The sequence below is a fragment of the Trinickia violacea genome (assembly GCF_005280735.1).
Classification (GTDB): Bacteria; Pseudomonadota; Gammaproteobacteria; order Burkholderiales; family Burkholderiaceae; genus Trinickia_A; species Trinickia_A violacea.
In genome coordinates this window covers 2,749,179-2,764,935 of record NZ_CP040078.1, presented here as the reverse complement: position 1 = coordinate 2,764,935, position 15,757 = coordinate 2,749,179, and the positions used below count along the sequence as shown (strand labels likewise).

16 protein-coding genes are annotated in these 15,757 nt (G+C 61.5%); 10 read left to right on the top strand and 6 right to left on the bottom strand.

Annotation, left to right across the window (positions count from 1 at the left end; all coding sequences use genetic code 11):
- Positions 1–8 precede the first annotated feature (8 nt).
- Together FAZ95_RS34435 and glnA are read left to right on the top strand one after the other, a co-directional pair.
- Positions 9–224 carry a hypothetical protein gene (locus FAZ95_RS34435; RefSeq protein ID WP_137336854.1) on the top strand — a complete coding sequence of 72 codons (216 nt, stop codon included), beginning with the start codon at positions 9–11 and terminating at the stop codon, positions 222–224.
- Between the two features lie 68 nt (positions 225–292).
- Positions 293–1,798, top strand: a complete 1,506-nt coding sequence (gene glnA / locus FAZ95_RS34430) for a type I glutamate--ammonia ligase (protein ID WP_137336853.1) — start codon at positions 293–295, stop codon at positions 1,796–1,798.
- A gap of 21 nt (positions 1,799–1,819) precedes the next feature.
- Here the strand turns inward: glnA and FAZ95_RS34425 are convergent, their stop codons facing one another.
- The 5 genes from FAZ95_RS34425 to FAZ95_RS34405 all read right to left on the bottom strand — a co-directional run bounded on the left by FAZ95_RS34425 (position 1,820) and on the right by FAZ95_RS34405 (position 6,041).
- Complete coding sequence (locus FAZ95_RS34425; protein ID WP_137336852.1) at positions 1,820–2,716, bottom strand: alpha/beta fold hydrolase; 897 nt, start codon at positions 2,714–2,716, stop codon at positions 1,820–1,822.
- Between the two features lie 90 nt (positions 2,717–2,806).
- Entirely contained in the window at positions 2,807–3,139 is a 333-nt protein-coding gene (locus tag FAZ95_RS34420; RefSeq protein WP_137336851.1) for a non-heme iron oxygenase ferredoxin subunit, read from the bottom strand.
- An 18-nt stretch (positions 3,140–3,157) separates the two neighbouring features.
- On the bottom strand, positions 3,158–4,219 hold the full coding sequence (locus FAZ95_RS34415; protein ID WP_137336850.1) for a fatty acid desaturase family protein: 1,062 nt from the start codon (positions 4,217–4,219) through the stop codon (positions 3,158–3,160).
- Positions 4,220–4,409: 190 nt separating this feature from the next.
- On the bottom strand, positions 4,410–4,808 hold the full coding sequence (locus tag FAZ95_RS34410; protein ID WP_137336849.1) for a hypothetical protein: 399 nt from the start codon (positions 4,806–4,808) through the stop codon (positions 4,410–4,412).
- Positions 4,809–4,850: 42 nt separating this feature from the next.
- Positions 4,851–6,041: an acyl-CoA dehydrogenase family protein gene (locus FAZ95_RS34405; RefSeq protein ID WP_137336848.1), complete on the bottom strand. Its 1,191-nt coding sequence runs from the start codon at positions 6,039–6,041 to the stop codon at positions 4,851–4,853.
- 205 nt (positions 6,042–6,246) lie between these two features.
- Between FAZ95_RS34405 and FAZ95_RS34400 the strand changes: the two genes are divergently transcribed.
- Both FAZ95_RS34400 and FAZ95_RS34395 read left to right on the top strand, forming a co-directional pair.
- The gene (locus FAZ95_RS34400) at positions 6,247–7,740 is read left to right on the top strand and encodes an ATP-binding protein (RefSeq protein ID WP_137336847.1); all 1,494 of its coding nucleotides are present in this window, start codon (positions 6,247–6,249) and stop codon (positions 7,738–7,740) included.
- 117 nt (positions 7,741–7,857) lie between these two features.
- Complete coding sequence (locus FAZ95_RS34395) at positions 7,858–8,829, top strand: PDR/VanB family oxidoreductase (protein ID WP_137336846.1); 972 nt, start codon at positions 7,858–7,860, stop codon at positions 8,827–8,829.
- A 42-nt stretch (positions 8,830–8,871) separates the two neighbouring features.
- Here FAZ95_RS34395 and FAZ95_RS34390 read toward each other — a convergent pair whose 3' ends face one another.
- Positions 8,872–9,795: a LysR family transcriptional regulator gene (locus tag FAZ95_RS34390; protein ID WP_137336845.1), complete on the bottom strand. Its 924-nt coding sequence runs from the start codon at positions 9,793–9,795 to the stop codon at positions 8,872–8,874.
- Between the two features lie 138 nt (positions 9,796–9,933).
- Here FAZ95_RS34390 and FAZ95_RS34385 point away from each other — a divergent pair, with 138 nt between their 5' ends.
- From FAZ95_RS34385 to FAZ95_RS34360, 6 genes are read left to right on the top strand one after another with little or no spacing between them, the layout of a single operon-like run.
- Positions 9,934–11,217: an aromatic ring-hydroxylating oxygenase subunit alpha gene (locus FAZ95_RS34385; protein WP_137336844.1), complete on the top strand. Its 1,284-nt coding sequence runs from the start codon at positions 9,934–9,936 to the stop codon at positions 11,215–11,217.
- A complete protein-coding gene (locus FAZ95_RS34380) occupies positions 11,214–11,714 on the top strand; it encodes an aromatic-ring-hydroxylating dioxygenase subunit beta (protein WP_137336843.1) in 501 nt (166 codons plus the stop codon). Before FAZ95_RS34385 ends, FAZ95_RS34380 begins: the two co-directional genes overlap by 4 nt.
- 11 nt (positions 11,715–11,725) lie before the next feature.
- Positions 11,726–12,253, top strand: a complete 528-nt coding sequence (locus FAZ95_RS34375) for a nuclear transport factor 2 family protein (RefSeq protein ID WP_137336842.1) — start codon at positions 11,726–11,728, stop codon at positions 12,251–12,253.
- Positions 12,250–13,389 carry an amidase gene (locus FAZ95_RS34370; protein WP_137336841.1) on the top strand — a complete coding sequence of 380 codons (1,140 nt, stop codon included), beginning with the start codon at positions 12,250–12,252 and terminating at the stop codon, positions 13,387–13,389. Before FAZ95_RS34375 ends, FAZ95_RS34370 begins: the two co-directional genes overlap by 4 nt.
- A gap of 17 nt (positions 13,390–13,406) precedes the next feature.
- Positions 13,407–14,150 (top strand): SDR family NAD(P)-dependent oxidoreductase, encoded by a 744-nt coding sequence (locus FAZ95_RS34365; protein ID WP_137336840.1) that lies wholly within the window; start codon positions 13,407–13,409, stop codon positions 14,148–14,150.
- A gap of 41 nt (positions 14,151–14,191) precedes the next feature.
- Entirely contained in the window at positions 14,192–15,748 is a 1,557-nt protein-coding gene (locus FAZ95_RS34360) for a methyl-accepting chemotaxis protein (RefSeq protein ID WP_137336839.1), read from the top strand.
- Positions 15,749–15,757 lie beyond the last annotated feature (9 nt).

Sequence of the window (15,757 nt, the reverse complement as noted above, 5' to 3'; positions counted from 1 at the left end):
AGGTCACGATGAATGCAGACACTCAAGCAGACGTAAAGGCGTTCGTGCAAACGGCCGAGCAAACGGGTGGATTCGTCTGGGTAATCGCGCTGGTCGACTTTACCGCGCGAGAACTCCGGCGCACGCTTGTGTCGGATGAATCGTATTCGACGGCCGCCGCCGCAAAAGATGCGGGCGTGGCACGACTCGCCGCGCTGACGGCCGATCGCACAGCGCATGCATAACGCAGACTTGTTTTTGCGCCACAACATACTAAGTTTCACCGTATAAGGGTCGGAAAGAGGAGACGGTCATGTCCTCCGCGCAACGAACTTCGGATTCCGCTTTTGGCGCGTCGGTCGAAGCGGGCAGTTTTCGCGTGAGCCGGCCGCAAAGCGCGGGCGACGTCATCGAGTTGCTGGGGAAGCGCGGCATCCAGATCGTCGACCTGAAGTTCACGGATCTGCCCGGGCTTTGGCAGCATTTCTCGATCACGCTCCCCGAAGTCCACCCGGGGCTCTTCGATGCCGGCATCGGCTTTGACGGCTCATCGATTCGCGGCTTTCAGGAGATCCACGAATCGGACATGCTGCTGAGGCCCGACCCTGCCACTGCGTTTGTCGATCCGATTTGCGGCACGCCGACGCTCTCGATGATCTGCGACGTCGTCGACCCCGTGCTGCGCCAGCCGTACTCGCGCGATCCGCGCTACGTCGCGAAGAAAGCCGAAAACTATCTGCGCCAAACGGGCATCGCGACCACCTGTTATTTCGGCCCGGAATTGGAGTTCTTCATTTTCGATTCGATCCGCTTCGGACAAGAGCAGCATTGCGGCTTTTACTACGTCGAATCGGCCGAAGGCGACTGGACGACGGGCCGGGACGAAGGGGCATACGGCGGCGGCAATCTCGGCTACAAGGCACGCTACAAAGAGGGCTATTTTCCGGTGCCGCCGCAGGACACCCTGCAGGAAATCCGCTCGGAAATCGCGCTGACGCTTCAACACGCCGGTGTGCAGGTTGAGGTGCACCACCACGAAGTGGCGACCGCGGGACAGAACGAGATCGACATGCGCTTTGCGACGCTCACGCGCATGGCCGACAACGTGATGATCTACAAGTACATCTGCAAGAACATCGCGCGGCGGCACGGCAAAGTCGCGACCTTCATGCCGAAGCCGCTCTTTGCGGACAACGCCAGCGGCATGCACTGCCACCAGAGCCTCTGGAACGACGAGCAGAATCTCTTCTACGACGCGGGCGGCTGGGCGCTGACATCGGAGACTTGCCGCTGGTATATCGGCGGGCTGTTGCAGCATGCGCCCGCGCTCATGGCGTTTTGCGCGCCGTCGACGAATTCGTACAAGCGTTTGGTTCCTGGCTATGAGGCGCCGGTGAACCTCGCGATGTCGCAGCGCAATCGCTCGGCCGCCGCGCGCATTCCGATGTATTCGGATTCGCCGAGCGCGCGGCGCGTCGAGTTCCGTTGTCCGGACCCGTCGGCGAATGCGTACCTGGCGTTTGCCGCAATGCTGATGGCGGGAATCGACGGCATCGAAAACAAGATCGACCCAGGGCCTCCGCTGGACCGGAACATCTACGACTTGCCGCCGGAGGAAGCGAAAAACATTCGTCAGGTTCCAGGCTCGCTTGAGGCATCGCTTGCGGCGCTCGAAGCCGATAACGCGTTCTTGCGAAAGGGCGACGTCTTTACCGAAGACATCGTCGAGACCTGGATCGACTACAAGCGCAAACGCGAAATCGACCCGATCAAATTGCGCCCGCATCCATGGGAGTTTTACTTGTACTTCGATATTTGATGCGGGGAGCCCTCGTTGGATTCAAGGCTTCCAAAGGTGTTCGATGACGGCGTCGGCCACCGCGTCCGGCGCCTCCCTTAGCGGGAAATGCCCGACGCCTTCGATGACGATGCGCCGATACCCCGCGCCGAAATAACGGTCCTGGCCTTCCGACGTGGCCGGCTCGTCGCATAGATCCGAGCCGCCTTGAATCATCAGCGTGGGCACATGGACCTTGTCGATTTTGCGCAGCTTCGCATGCAGCGCGTCGTAACGCGGATCGGACAGCTCGTCTTGGCGCCATCTGCGCCGATAGCCGTTCAGCGTGATCGCCACCCAGTCGGGATTGTCGAAGCTCTCGGCGGTGCGAGCGAATTCGTCCTCGTCGAACCATCCGGCTGGCGACCACGTGTCCCATTGAATCCGCGCGAAGCCTTTGGGGTCGCTACGCACCGCATCCGGGCCGCCGTCGAGCGACATGAACCACTGATACCAGAAACGCCGCGCCTGGGAGAAATCGGGCAGAACGAAAGCGCCCTTCGGCTGAAACGCCAGCGCGATCGCGGCGATGCGCCGGACGCGATCGGGGAAAAGAGCGGCTATCGTGTATGCCGCGCGTGCGCCCCAATCGTGGCCGACCACTTGGAATTGAGCGAGGCCGAGCGTATCGGCCAATTCGAGCGCATCCTGAGCGAGCGCGACGCCCGAGCCGTCACGCACCGTATCGGGCGACAGGAACGACGTCCGCCCGCTGCCGCGCAGGCTCGGCGTGATGGTCTTGAAGCCGGCTCGATTCAGCCGGGCCGCAACGGGACTCCAAGCGCGCGCCGCGTCCGGCCAGCCGTGCAGCAGGATCACGGGCGGGCCGTCGTCGGGCCCGGCGATTTCATAGGCGATGTCCAATACGTCCGTTAGTGCGTGTTCGAGGCGCTCGCTCATCTTCGACTCTCCAGGCCGACGCGTGGAGATCAAGCTTACTGCTAAGCGAGCCATCGCGTTCAGCACGCCAATTGGAAGTATCGTGCGTCGTCACGCGTCGTCGGCCGGAATGCCGATCAGCACCGAGCCGCCCTCGATGCGCACCGGATGCGTCCGCAACGGCTCGCAAACGGGCGCGCATAGCGGCTTGCCGGTCGCGATATCGAAACGCCCCTGATGGCGCGGACATTCGATCTCGTTGCCGAGCACGAATCCGTCGGCGAGATGCGCTTGTTCGTGCGTGCACCAGCCGTCGGTGGCGTGGAAGTTGCCGTCGATGCGATAGACGGCGAACGTCGCGCTGCCGTGGTCGAAGCGGATCACGTCTTCTTCCTCGATGTCGTCCGTGCTGCACGCGACGACCCATTCACGTTGTTCGAGCATGGTGTGGCTCCTTGATCGTTATCCGTTGTGGCGCAGCGGGTCGCCTTCTGTCACTTCGCGGCGAATGAAATACGAGCGGTCGCGCGTTTGCCTGATCAATGCGGGCACCATCTCGCGATACGCGGACCACAGGTTCGGATACGGCGTCGGCGTCTGCGAGCGGATCGCTTCATGCAAGCGCGGCAGCGCGTGGTACGGCACCATCGGCAGCATGTGATGCTCGACGTGGTAATTCATGTTCATGTAGAGAAAACGGAACACCGGATTGAGATAGACGGTGCGCGTATTGAGGCGATGGTCGGTGACGTTCATCGCGAGGCCGGCGTGTTGCGTGAGCCCAAGCGTCTGATGGAACCAGCCGCAATAGAAGCGCGGCGTCCAGACGAAGAGGAGCGGCAGGATGCTTTGGATCGATACGCACCAAGCGATCAACGCGACGATGACGACGACGTAAGCGCGGCTTATCCAAATCATCTTTCGGCGCTCGCTTGCCGGCACGAAGTCTGCGATCTCCGGCGCGATCGAGCCGCATGCGTGCCGGACGATCTTGATGATTTCCTTGGTGCCGCCCACGAGATAGAAGAAGTCGAGCGCGATTTCGTGAAGGCGTGGCGGGCGCTCGACTTGAATCTCGGGGTCGCGGCCACTGATGATGGTATGGGTGTGATGGCGCGCATGGCTCCATTTCCACAGCGTCGCTTCGCGGATCGTCATGAACGAGCACAGTTGATAGAAGGCCTGATTGAGCCAGGACGTCTTGAACGGCGTGCCGTGGCCGAGTTCGTGCCAGCGCGCGTCGCTCGAACAATAGATCGTGCCGTAGACGAAGAACGCCGGAAGCGCCCACCACGTGCCCCAGCTATAGGCGGCTACCGCGCCCGAGGCGGCGAGCAGTGCGAGCCACAGGCCGAAGTTCTTGAGGCTTTCGGCGTCGCTGCGCTTCATCAGCTGCTTGAGCGTTTGACGGGGAATGAGTGGGCGAAACCAGACTTCTTCGCCGCCGTCGATGCGCGAGGAGGGCGCTGGTTCGGCGGTACGGGCCGTGCCGCCGGGTGCCGCGGCGCTGTGTGGTGTGCTCATCGCCCCTGTCTCCTGGAATTTTCGAATTCCGATGTGTGCAGCGTAGGTCCACCGGGCGGCCGTCTCAACGAAAAGATTGACGATTTTTCGTCAAGCTCTTGGCGTCACGGAAAAATGCGGCGAGGCCGGTGCGCCGCATCACGGAGCGCTGAAATGAAGGCGAAAGCTTTGAATGGGATGGGACTAGGCGCTAAAGCGCCAAGTCTGGCTTCGCGGCGACGGCAGCTGCCGGCGGGACTGTCAACGGCCTTCCCACACGCGCTTCGATCTTTCCGTAGCGCCAGAGGTTGTATTGGCCCACCGCGGTAGTCCGATACAGGTTGCAAACGGCCACGGCAGCGTCGAGGTCGGAAACATCCGCCATGATGTAAAAGGTCCACGGCGCGCCGTCCGACTGTCCGACGGTCAAGCGATCGTCATCCATGATGCCGAGCACGCGAACCGTCTCCATGGCTTGCACCGCATCCAGCATCGTTGCGTATGCCTGCCAGACCTCTCCAATTTGATCCCTGGGCAGATCGAAAAAATTCTGCGTCACGCCGCAGCAAAACAGCACGCGCAAGGGGAGATTGCGAGTATCGGCCGTCATATCGACTCCAAATGTAGTGGTCAAGGTTCGATTCGAATGGGCTTACAGATATCCAGGAATCGGAGGAACGCCCACGAACACGGCGCCGGCGCCGTCGTAGTTTCCATGACCTAGAAAAGCATGCTGGGTGACGACCATGGAATCGCGAACAAGGCGCTGCAATGGATGAGTTCGATAAATCGCCATTGTCCCGGCGAGCCGATATGCGCGAGTGACGACATCGGCCCCCTGGTGGGCAACCTGCGTCGCGGACAAACGCAGCAGGCTGATTTGCTCGGGCGTGACTTCGTCGCCCGCCAGGATCGACTCCCATACGCTTTCGGTCGAGTCGTAAAAGAACGCGCGAGCCGATCGCAACTGGGCTTCCGCCTTTGCAAGCTCGATGCGGTAGTACGCCCGGTCTGCAAGCTGAGGCGCACCGGTGGTGGTCTTCCTGCCGCCCGACATGTTGTTCGCGACGTCGAGCGCGGCACGCGCGAGGCCGAGATTCACGACCGCAAGCACCTGTGACGCGTATGCCATCGTGGGGTAGCGAAAGAGAGGCTCGTCGATCGTGGGGGTGCCACCGCGTATGAAGGTCCACGCCTCGTCAACGAGCTTGCTGTCGACACGCAGGTCGTGGCTGCCGGTGCCCTGCATCCCGACGACGTCCCAGTTCTCCACGATGTCAACCTCGGACGGTGCAAAGACCGCCGTCCGCGGCTTGCCGGCATGGCTCCCGTCCTTGGCAACGCCAATGCCCACGCCAAGCCAGTCCGCGCCCTTGCACCCGCTCGCGAACTTCCAGGTGCCGTCGACGATGAAGCCGCCTTCCACCGGCTGCGCCGGCTGCATCGGGAACAGCCCTCCGGCAAAAGCCTGGTCGGGTCCATCCGCATAGATGATGGCCTGCGTTTCGACCGGCAACGCGGCCAGATAGACGTTTGCCGAGCCGAAGCTGGCCACCCACGCGGCGGATCCATCGGCAACGGCGATTCTTTCGATCATCGACAGAAACTTCGCTGGAGGAAGCGCATCGCCGCCAAAGCGCCTAGGCGTTGCGGCGCGGTAGACGCCTGCTTGTTTCAGCTTTGCGATCATGTCGCGAGGCACGTGGGAGTTTTGCTCGAACTCTTCCCTTCGGGTGGCGATCTCTGCGATCACGCGATCCAACGCGATTGCCTCACGGTCAAACCCGTCGGTTTGTGAAAATGGGGCGTTGGTGGATTGATTGACGGTTGCCGCGTCGGACATGGTATGCGCTCCTCGTTACTCGATTTGTCTGTTTGTGCTGGGCGATGCACTGCGATACCAGTCTAGAAAGGCAAAAGAACGCGATCAATTGGGGCGCTGCCTCCGGCCTTACGTAGGGACGCCAGCGTCCCTAAAGAATTCTTTAGTCACACACGAGGCTTATAGTTGGTATGTTGCGGGACAGCCCATAGCCTGACTCCACGCCATGAATTTCCCTGCGGAAGAAGACTTCCATCGCCTTCTCGACGCACTGACGCTGTGCGTCCTTGTTCACGACGCGAAATCGAAAGCGATCGTATGGGCAAACCGCGCCGCATGTTCGGCGCTAGGGTTTTCCCTTGAAGAGCTGCTGCCCCTCAAAGCCGCGGACATGACCCGGCCCGACACGAAGTATCGGCGCGAGATTGCGGTTGCCGCTATGGACCGCGCCGAAACGGAGGGGCCGCAGGTCTACGAGTGGTGCTATCGATCGCGTACGAATGTCGACATGTTGTCCGAAGCGATCGCGACATTCGTCCAGCTGCAGGAGCGCGCGATCGTCATGGTCCAGTTCCGCGACATCAGTGCCGAGGAGTCGATGCGGCAAAGGCTGCGCGGGTATGAAACCCGGCTCAGAGAACTGATGCATGACCTCAGTGAAGGGGTGGCATTGCTGACCCGACAAGGCACATTCGAATACATCAGCGAATCCGGACTTCGCGTGCTGGGCCTCGAAGCGCTGCCGAGCCATGGAAGCATGCAGGACTACTGCGCGCTCGCCGATCGGGAGCGTCTTGGCTTGCAACTCGATCGCGCGAATTCGGAGCGTACGTCCGAACCGCAGCGCTACCAGATCGTGCGTCGCGATGGAGAGGAACGGTGGCTGCGCGTCACGTGCCGCCGCGTGAATATCGACGGCGATCCGGACAGTCTCGTCGTCCACTTTCGCGACATCAGCAGCGAAGTCGAGGTCGAAGAACTGCGACGCGCCGAAGCGCGCATGCTCGAGCACGCCGGCAGGTACAACGCGATGGGCGAAATGGCGACCGCCATCGCCCACGAGTTGAGCCAGCCTCTTGCCGCAGTCCGCAACTTCATCGAAGGTGCAATCCAGCGGTTGAATCAATCCGAAGGCATGGACTCGGTCCTCTGGGGATTGCGCAGTGCCGATCGCCAAGCGGAGCATGCGGCGTTGATACTCAAGAGCGTACGCGAGTACATCGTCAAGCGCGAGCAGGCCACGACCCACGTCGATCTCAGGGACATCCTCGCCGACGTTTCATACTTCATCGAACTTCGGGCGGCGGAAGCCGGCGTCACCGTTCATATCAGGCAGAGCAGCGAGCCGCTACCCGTCGTGTGCGAACGCGTCTTGATCGGGCAGGTGATCCTCAATCTGGCATTCAACGCCGCGGAAGCGCTGGTGGCCGACTCAGTCGTCGGCGGGTGCGTGACGATCGAGGCAGTGCGACAGAATGAAAGCGCGGAGTTGCGCGTGATCGATAACGGGCGGGGCGTCGAGGCGGGGAGGCACGAACGCCTCTTCGACGGATTTTCGTCGTCGAAAGCGGGCGGCAATGGGATTGGCTTGTCGCTTTGCAAAAACATCATATCGAGGCACAAAGGCCGGATCTGGGCGCAAGAAGCGCGCTCAGGCGGGCTGGATTGCAGATTCTCGTTACCGCTGCAGCTTGGAGGAATCACGGCGGCTGATTTATAGACCGCACAAATTTCCTATATCGATTTCCATCTATTTGATTGATGAGGTGATGTTTCGTATTGTGGGGCGCCTGGATTGCAATCGCCCTCAATCGTCTCACTGCAGAACCCCCTCATCATGAATGCTTCTTCTCTCAAAGTCCGCGTCGATGCCGTTCGCGACGAAGCGGTGGACATCCGCTCTTACCGTATATCGCGCGTCGATGGCTATCCGTTTGACGCGTATGAACCCGGCGCCCACATCGACGTGACGAGTCCAGCCGGCGTTACCCGCCAGTACTCTTTGTGCGGCGATCCTGATCATACGTTGGCTCAACTCTTCGCGGTCAAGAAGGAAAAGGACTCGCGGGGAGGCTCCCGCTCACTGCACGACGATGTCGCGGTGGGCAGCGAACTCTGGGTCAGCGCGCCTCGCAATCTGTTTCAGCTCGCTTATGACGCAGATCGGACAATCTTGATCGCTGCGGGAATCGGCATCACGCCGCTTCTGTCGATGGCGTATCGGCTGGCACAGAACAACGCAAGCTTTGTGCTGCACTACTTCGCTCGCAGCGGCGACCACGCAGCCTTTGCTCCACTGCTATCGGAGCCGCCGTTTGCCGGTTGCGTGCAGTTTCATCTGCAGATCGAGCGCGATGCCCTCGATGCGAAGCTCGAAGCCTGTTTTGCGGAAGCCGGCGCAGGCACGCACGTCTATACTTGCGGCCCCGCGCCTTTCATGGACCGCGTCACCCAGACCGCAAGCCGCTTCGTGCCCGAAGACGCCATCCATCTCGAGCGCTTCGGCGCGCCAGTCGAATCTGCGCCGAGCGCGGATGCATGCGAGACCTTCGAGGTACGACTTTCGCAATCGGGCCGGCGCGTCACCGTTGAAAAAGGACAAAGCGTCGTCGATGCACTCGCGGCGATCGGTGTCGAGATCGAAACGTCCTGCGGTGAAGGCGTGTGCGGGACCTGCATGGTCGACGTCGTCGAAGGAACACCGGATCATCGGGATCACTGCCTGAGCAAAGCCGAACGCGCGAGCAACGCCGTCATTTGCTGCTGCGTATCGCGTTCGCGCACGCCGCTGCTGGTACTGGATCTTTGACTTCGACCTGCCGCAGGCCCCGGCCCGGCGCAACGGCCTGCTTCACGTCATCTGATCGAATCGTCCGACAATGCCGGCAAGCAGCTCGCGCATCCAGACAATGCCTTCCTCTTTGTGGAAGTGCTCGTGCCAATGCATCGTGACGGGTGCAGGCGGCAGCGTGACCGGAAGGTCATAGATGCGGAAGGCGCCCGCGCGATTGAGGATATGCGCGAGCCGTCGCGGCAACGTCGCGTATAGGTCCGTCACGGTCAGGATGCTCGGCAAGGCGACGAAATGTGGGACTTCCAATGCAATGTCGCGGCCGATACCCTGCGCGCGCAGCGCGTCGTCGAGCGCGTGATGGCTGTGCTCCTGCGATTGCACCTTGATGTGCGAAGCCTTCAGGAAATCTTCGAGGCCCAGTTTTTCGCCGGGCGGCAGCTCGGCTCGCCACCGCGTCATGCACACATAGTCTTCCTCGAACAGAAGACAATGCTTGGTCGACGCTAGAAGCTCAGGATGATTGCCAATCGCGAAGTCGAGGCGGCTGGAGCGCAGCGCGTCCTCGATGGCTTCGACCGGCATGGGCCGAACACTCAGACGAATGCGCGGCGCCTGCGCGTGCAGCGCCGCGCAAATGGCGGGCAAGTAGGCCATTTCACCCGCGTCCGACAACGATAGCCGGAACGTGCGCGTGCTCACGGCAGGCTCGAACGATTCGGCGTACCGCAGGGCCTCGCGCACCGTATCGAGCGCCCGCCCCACGATCTCCGCGACCTCCATGGCGACCGGCGTCGGCTGCATGCCTGAACGCGTGCGAACAAAGAGTGGATCGTCGAACAGCGCCCGCAGACGGCCCAGCGCATAGCTGACTGCCGGCTGCGATAGCGCGAGCCGTTCCCCCGCACGCGTCAGGCTCCGCTCCTCCACGATGGCATGAAAGACCCGCAGCAGATTGAGATCAATGTTATCGAGCGACGTCATCTGCCTTCTCTTATTTGCGGGGTTTATCGACATGGGCATTTTAGATGGATTTGACTGATTTAGGTCAAGGCCGCGAGACTGTCGACACGCAATTCATCGTCAACGCGATACCCATCGCGCCCCACCTTAGAGATTCAGATGAGCGACATTTCCTATCAGCCTATCGACACGAGTGCGCTGCATACGCGCGCGGAGGCCGATCGCATCGCGCCTTCGCTTTACTACGACCCGGCGTTGTTCGAAGCCGAGCTCGAGCACATCTTCTACAAGACGTGGATCTGGGTCGCCCACGAAAGCGAATTGCCCAAGCACGGCGATTTCGTCACGACGACCATCGGCCGACAGCCGGTGATCGTGGTTCGCGACAAGACGGGAACGGTGAACGTGTTGCAAAACCGTTGCCGCCATCGCGGCGCGAGCGTGTGCGAAGAGCACAAAGGCAACGCCAAGGGATTCACATGCCCCTATCACAGTTGGTCGTATGCGCTCGACGGCACGCTCCGCGCGCTGCCCTATGGGGACGGCTATGAAGGCGTGTGCGAGAAAGGCGATCTGCCGCTGAAGAAGCTGCGCGTCGGGATCTATCAAGGGCTTGTCTTCGCGAGCTTCAACGAGTCGATCGAATCGCTCGAAGATTTTCTCGGCGGCGCCAAACCGTGGATCGACCTCTTCATGAAGCAGGGCGCGGGCTATCCGGTTCGCACCAACGGCGAACACAAGTTCAAATTCAAAGGCAACTGGAAGATTCAGCTCGAAAACACCACCGACCTCTATCACTTCCCGGTGGTGCACAAGTCGTGGCTGAAATCCGTCGACGACGAGACGGCTCAAGTGATCACCGGCTTCATGACCCGTGACGACGCCTTCTGCCGCTCGCTTGGCAACGGCCACAGTCTCGCCGTGCTGATGCCCGAGCTCGTCGATCTCGACAAGGACGACGGCAGGCCGTTGCCCGAGCGTTTCGACAAGCTCGCCGCCAAGCTCGCGGAGAAACATTCGCCGGAAGAAGTGCGGCGCATCGTGCGGTCGCTGATGGGTGTCGGCTTCAATCTGAACCTGTTTCCCAACCTTGCGCTGTCGATGGCATTCTTCCGCGTGCTGCGGCCGATCTCCGCGGAAGAAACGGAAATCCGCCACGTCGCTTTGGCGATGGACGGCGGCCCGGAGGAAGCCAACCGCGAGCGTCTTCGCATGCACGAGCACTTCCAAGGTCCGTTCGGGTTCGGCAGCCCTGACGATGCGGAAGCGTGGGAGCGAGTCCAGCGCGGTTCTTACGCCGGTCCGGACGTCCCGATTCTGGTGAATCGCGGCCTGAACCGCGAACGCACCGCGGCTAACGGCGAAAAAACAGCGCATGCAACCGACGAAACCGGCATGCGTGAAGCGTACAAGCAATGGCGTGTCATGATGGAGCAGGCATGATGGACGATCGCAACGCACTCTTTTCACAATCCACTTTCGCCCGTGCGATCGAGTTCATCTGGCAGGAAGCGGAATTGCTCGACCGTCGCGACTATCAGGCGTGGCTCGACCTGTGGGATCCTGCCGGTCATTACGTAGTGCCGATCGATCCGAATGCCACCGACTACGCAGCGTCGCTGAACTACGCCTATGACGATCACGACATGCGCGAGAAGCGCGTGCAGCGCATGACGTCAGGGTTTTCGGCTTCGGCGTCCGATGCCGCACGCACGGTTCGCACCGTGTCCCGCTTCACGCTGTCGAGCGACGCGCCGGGCAGGGTGGTGGTGAAGTCGGCGCAGGTGCTGGTCGCGTACAAGCGCGGCGTAGCGACGCTCTTTGCCGCCGATCTCACGCACCAGATCGCCTTCGCGAACGGCGAGTTGAAGCTTGCCGAAAAGGTGATCCGCCTGATCGATTCGACCGAAGCGCTGAGCGCGATCGGCTTCCTGCTCTAGATCGCACACGCATGAGAGACTCCGGCACTCGAAGGCCCTCGCTTTCCGCGCTCGAGACACGGCTAGCCGCTCTCGAAGCGGAGAACGCGATCCGCAAGACGATCGCTCGCTATATGGCGCTATGCGACGTGCCGTGCCACCCGCTCGCCGGCGAATCGCTCGCCGCACTCTTTACCGGCGACGCCGTCTGGGAAGGCATCGGCCCGCAATACGCGGAGCGGTTCGGCCGCCTGCGGGGCCGCGGCCCTATTCTGGAGATGCTGCAGCGATATCTCCCGCCAGCGCCTCACTTCACGACCAACGTTCATTTCGTGACGTCCGAGCATATCGAGGTGAACGGCGGCCATGCCAAAGGACGCTGGATCATGCTGCAAGCCTCCGGCTATGTCGATTCGAAGGCTGAGCTCATCGCTGCGCGGCTGGAGATCGACTTCTCGCCCATTCCCGACGGCAGCGCTTGGCTGATCCGCCATTTCCGCACCGAACGTCTCTTCGATGCGCCTTGGCAAGTCAACCCTCGCAAGGATACGACCGCATGAATCCCGCATTCATCGATGAAATCGCGCTACGTGCAAGCGCTAGTGCGAATGGCCCCACCATCGCGATCAAGGATTCGATCGATATCGCGGGCTATCCGACGACCGGCGCGAGCGCAGCGCTATCCGGCTCGGCGCCCGCAACGGCGCATGCCGAAGTCGTGCGGCGCCTGCTCGACGCCGGATGGCGGATTCACGGAAAGGCGAACATGCACGAGCTCGCCTTCGGCATGACAGGCATCAACGACTTCACGGGAACGCCGCTCAACCCCCAAGATCCCTTGCGCATCCCGGGAGGCTCGTCGAGCGGATCGGCATCGGCGGTCGGACTCGAGCTCGTGGACGCGGCGCTCGGAACCGACACCGGCGGCTCCATCCGCGGTCCGGCCGCCTGTTGCGGGGTGATCGGGCTCAAGCCGACGTTCGATCGCGTATCGCGTGCCGGCGTCTTGCCCGGGCGCACTAGCCTGGATTGCGTCGGCCCCTTCGCACGCGATATGCGCATGCTCGTCGCGACGATGGCCGTCATCGATCCGACCTTCGACGCCGCCGCGGCACGCCGAGATGTGGATGGCGCGCGTGTGGCAATCGTCAAGACAGATGCCGACGCTTCGATCGAAACCGCTGTCCGGCACGCAGTGAAGAGCGCGGGATTCGCCGAGACGCTCGTCGAGCTGCACGCGATGCAGGAAGCGTTCGAGGCCGGCCTCGCCATCATCAACAGGGAGACGTCGGCTGCCTTCGGTCATCTGATCGAAACTGGCAAGCTTGGCGCCGATCTCGACAAGCGCCTGCGCACGGCCGCCAACACGACACACAAACAAGTCGAAGCGGCCGAACGGGTTCGCAGCGCGTTCACGAAGGCCGTGGACGATGCTCTCGAGCATGCCGACGTCCTCGTCTTGCCGACGCTTCCGTCACTGCCCATCACTTTGGAGGCGGCACGCGCGGGCGAGTCAGTGATGGCCATGTCGTCGTTGATCAGGCCGTTCAATCTGAGCGGTCATCCTGCCTTGAGTTTGCCGTTGCCGATCAAGGGATCGAAAATAAAAGCGGCGCTGCAGATTGTCGGCCGGAAAGGCGCCGATGAAACCGTATGTGCCTTCGCCGCGCACTTTGAAGAGGCGCTTGCGCGATAACAACGAGGAGCATGAACATGTCGAAGAGAATCGTTCTGATAACTGGCGCGGCCCGGGGCCTCGGCGCAGTGATCGCACGCAAATTTCACCAGGCGGGCTATCTCGTGGGCTTGGCGGACATTGCTTTCGACGAAGTGCAGGGCGGCGCGCGTGAACTCGACGCAAGCGGCGGCACTGCCTGCGCGATCCGCCTCGACGTCACCTCGAAAGCTGACTTCGCCGCCGCGCTCGATACGCTCGTCCAGCGATGGGGCTGCGTGGACGTGCTGGTGAACAACGCCGGCGCATCGAAAGTCGTGCCGGTCATGGAAATAACCGCCGAGCAGTTCGACCAGGTCATCGACGTGAATCTGCGAAGCGTGCTGTTCGGCTGTCAAGTGTTCGGCCAGTACTTCGCAGAGCGTGGCGAAGGACGCATCGTCAATGTGGCATCGCTGGCCGGACAGAACGGCGGCTCTGCGACCGGCGCACACTATGCGGCAGCCAAGGGTGGCGCAATCACGCTGACCAAAGTCTTCGCTCGCGACCTCGCGGCGCGCGGGGTGACGGTCAATGCCATTTCCCCAGGGCCGCTCGATCTTCCGATCGTCCACGAGAGCGTCCCGGCCGACAAACTGAAAACGGTGATAGCGGGCATCCCAGTCGGGCGCCTGGGCTCCGCACAGTATGTCGCCGATGTTGCCGTATTGCTGGCGTCGCCTGACGCATATTTCGCGAACGGCGCTTGCTGGGACGTGAATGGCGGCCTGTATATGCGCTGAGGTTTTTCACAGGGGGCAACGCACTCCATAGGGGACCCAACATGATCGTCAGAAAAACAGTACGAGGCCGCATGCTGCAGACCCTTGCATCGCTGTCGTTCCTCATGCTCTGCGGCAGCATGCTGGGTATCTGGGGCGAGTATCGCGACCTGGCCGCCATGCAGAAGATCTACCTGACCGACGCATCGGGAACCGAACTGCTACTGCAGATCAAAGCCGATTCTCTCGACGTGATTGCGATCCTGAGCTCGCTGGCAACGTTCGCGGAGTCGGAGCGGCCTGCGAGGCTTCGCAAGGTTGCAGTCGCCTTGAAGGCTGTCGATCGGAACCGTGACCAATATCTCGCGATCGCAAATGGTTCACAAAGAAGGGAGCAGGCAGCCGCGTTTTCCGATCGTCTCGACCGGTTTCGCGCGTTTCTCGATAATCTGCAAACCATTCAGGCCATAACGGATCCGGCGTCGCGAGCGCAAAAGATGGGCGAAGGAAAGGCGGCATACAACGCTTTTCATCAATCGCTCGAAACGCTGATCGACGATCAGCGGCGCGATGCCAATCTACGCTTCAACGACAGCAAGACAGGGATTCAACACCACATCGTCCTGCTTGCCGCGCTGGGGCTGTGCAGCATGATCGTTGCACTTGTCAGTTATGTATCCCTTACGCGCAAGGTCATCGTTCCGCTCACGACCGCCGCCGAGGATTGCGAGCGGATTGCGGCCGGAAATCTCGAGACCGTGCGGCCACAAGAAAGCCATAGCGGAGAAATTGGACGGCTGTTCGACGCATTCGAGCGCATGCAGTCGATCTTGCGCGACATTGTCGGCGATGTTCGCAGCGGCAGCGAATCGGTTGCCGGCGCCACGGCTCAGATCGTCGCGGGCAACGTTGACCTCTCGCAGCGCACGGAAGAGCAGGCGGCGTCGATAGAAGCGATCGTGGCCGACCTCAACGAGTTTGCCGGACGGGCGCAGAGGAATTCGCTCGAAGCGACCAAAGCATTGCGCTTTGCCTCCGAGGTGGAAGGCATTGCGATTGGCGGTCGATCGGAGATGGACTCCGTCGTCTCGACGATGGATCTCATCGTAAAGAGTTCGCGGCGGATGAACGAAATCATCGGAACGATCGAATCACTCTCGTTTCAGACCAATATCCTGGCGCTCAATGCGGCGGTCGAATCGGCCCGTGCGGGTGAGCATGGCAGGGGCTTTGCCGTCGTGGCCGCCGAGGTGCGCAGCCTCGCTAAGAGGTCGGCGCTCGCCGCGCGAGAGATCGGCGAGATGATCCGCACCTCGTCGAACGAGATCGATCGCGGTAGTCAGCGGGTTCAGGCTGCCGGGCTGAAGATGGCGCAGATTTCCGACGCGGTGCGTGAAACGAGCGGGATCATGCGGGAAATCGCGGAAGTGTCGTCGGCTCAGAACGATGACATCATCCGTACCCAATCCGCGCTCGACCAGATCGAGCAAACCACTCAGCGGAATGCAGCCCTCGTGGAGCAAGCGTCCGCGGCTGCGGCCTCGTTGCGCGACGATGCCGCAAGGCTTGCGCGCACCATGCAGTTCTTTGCCTCAACCTCTAGTGCGCCCATGCATTGAGCGGTGCAC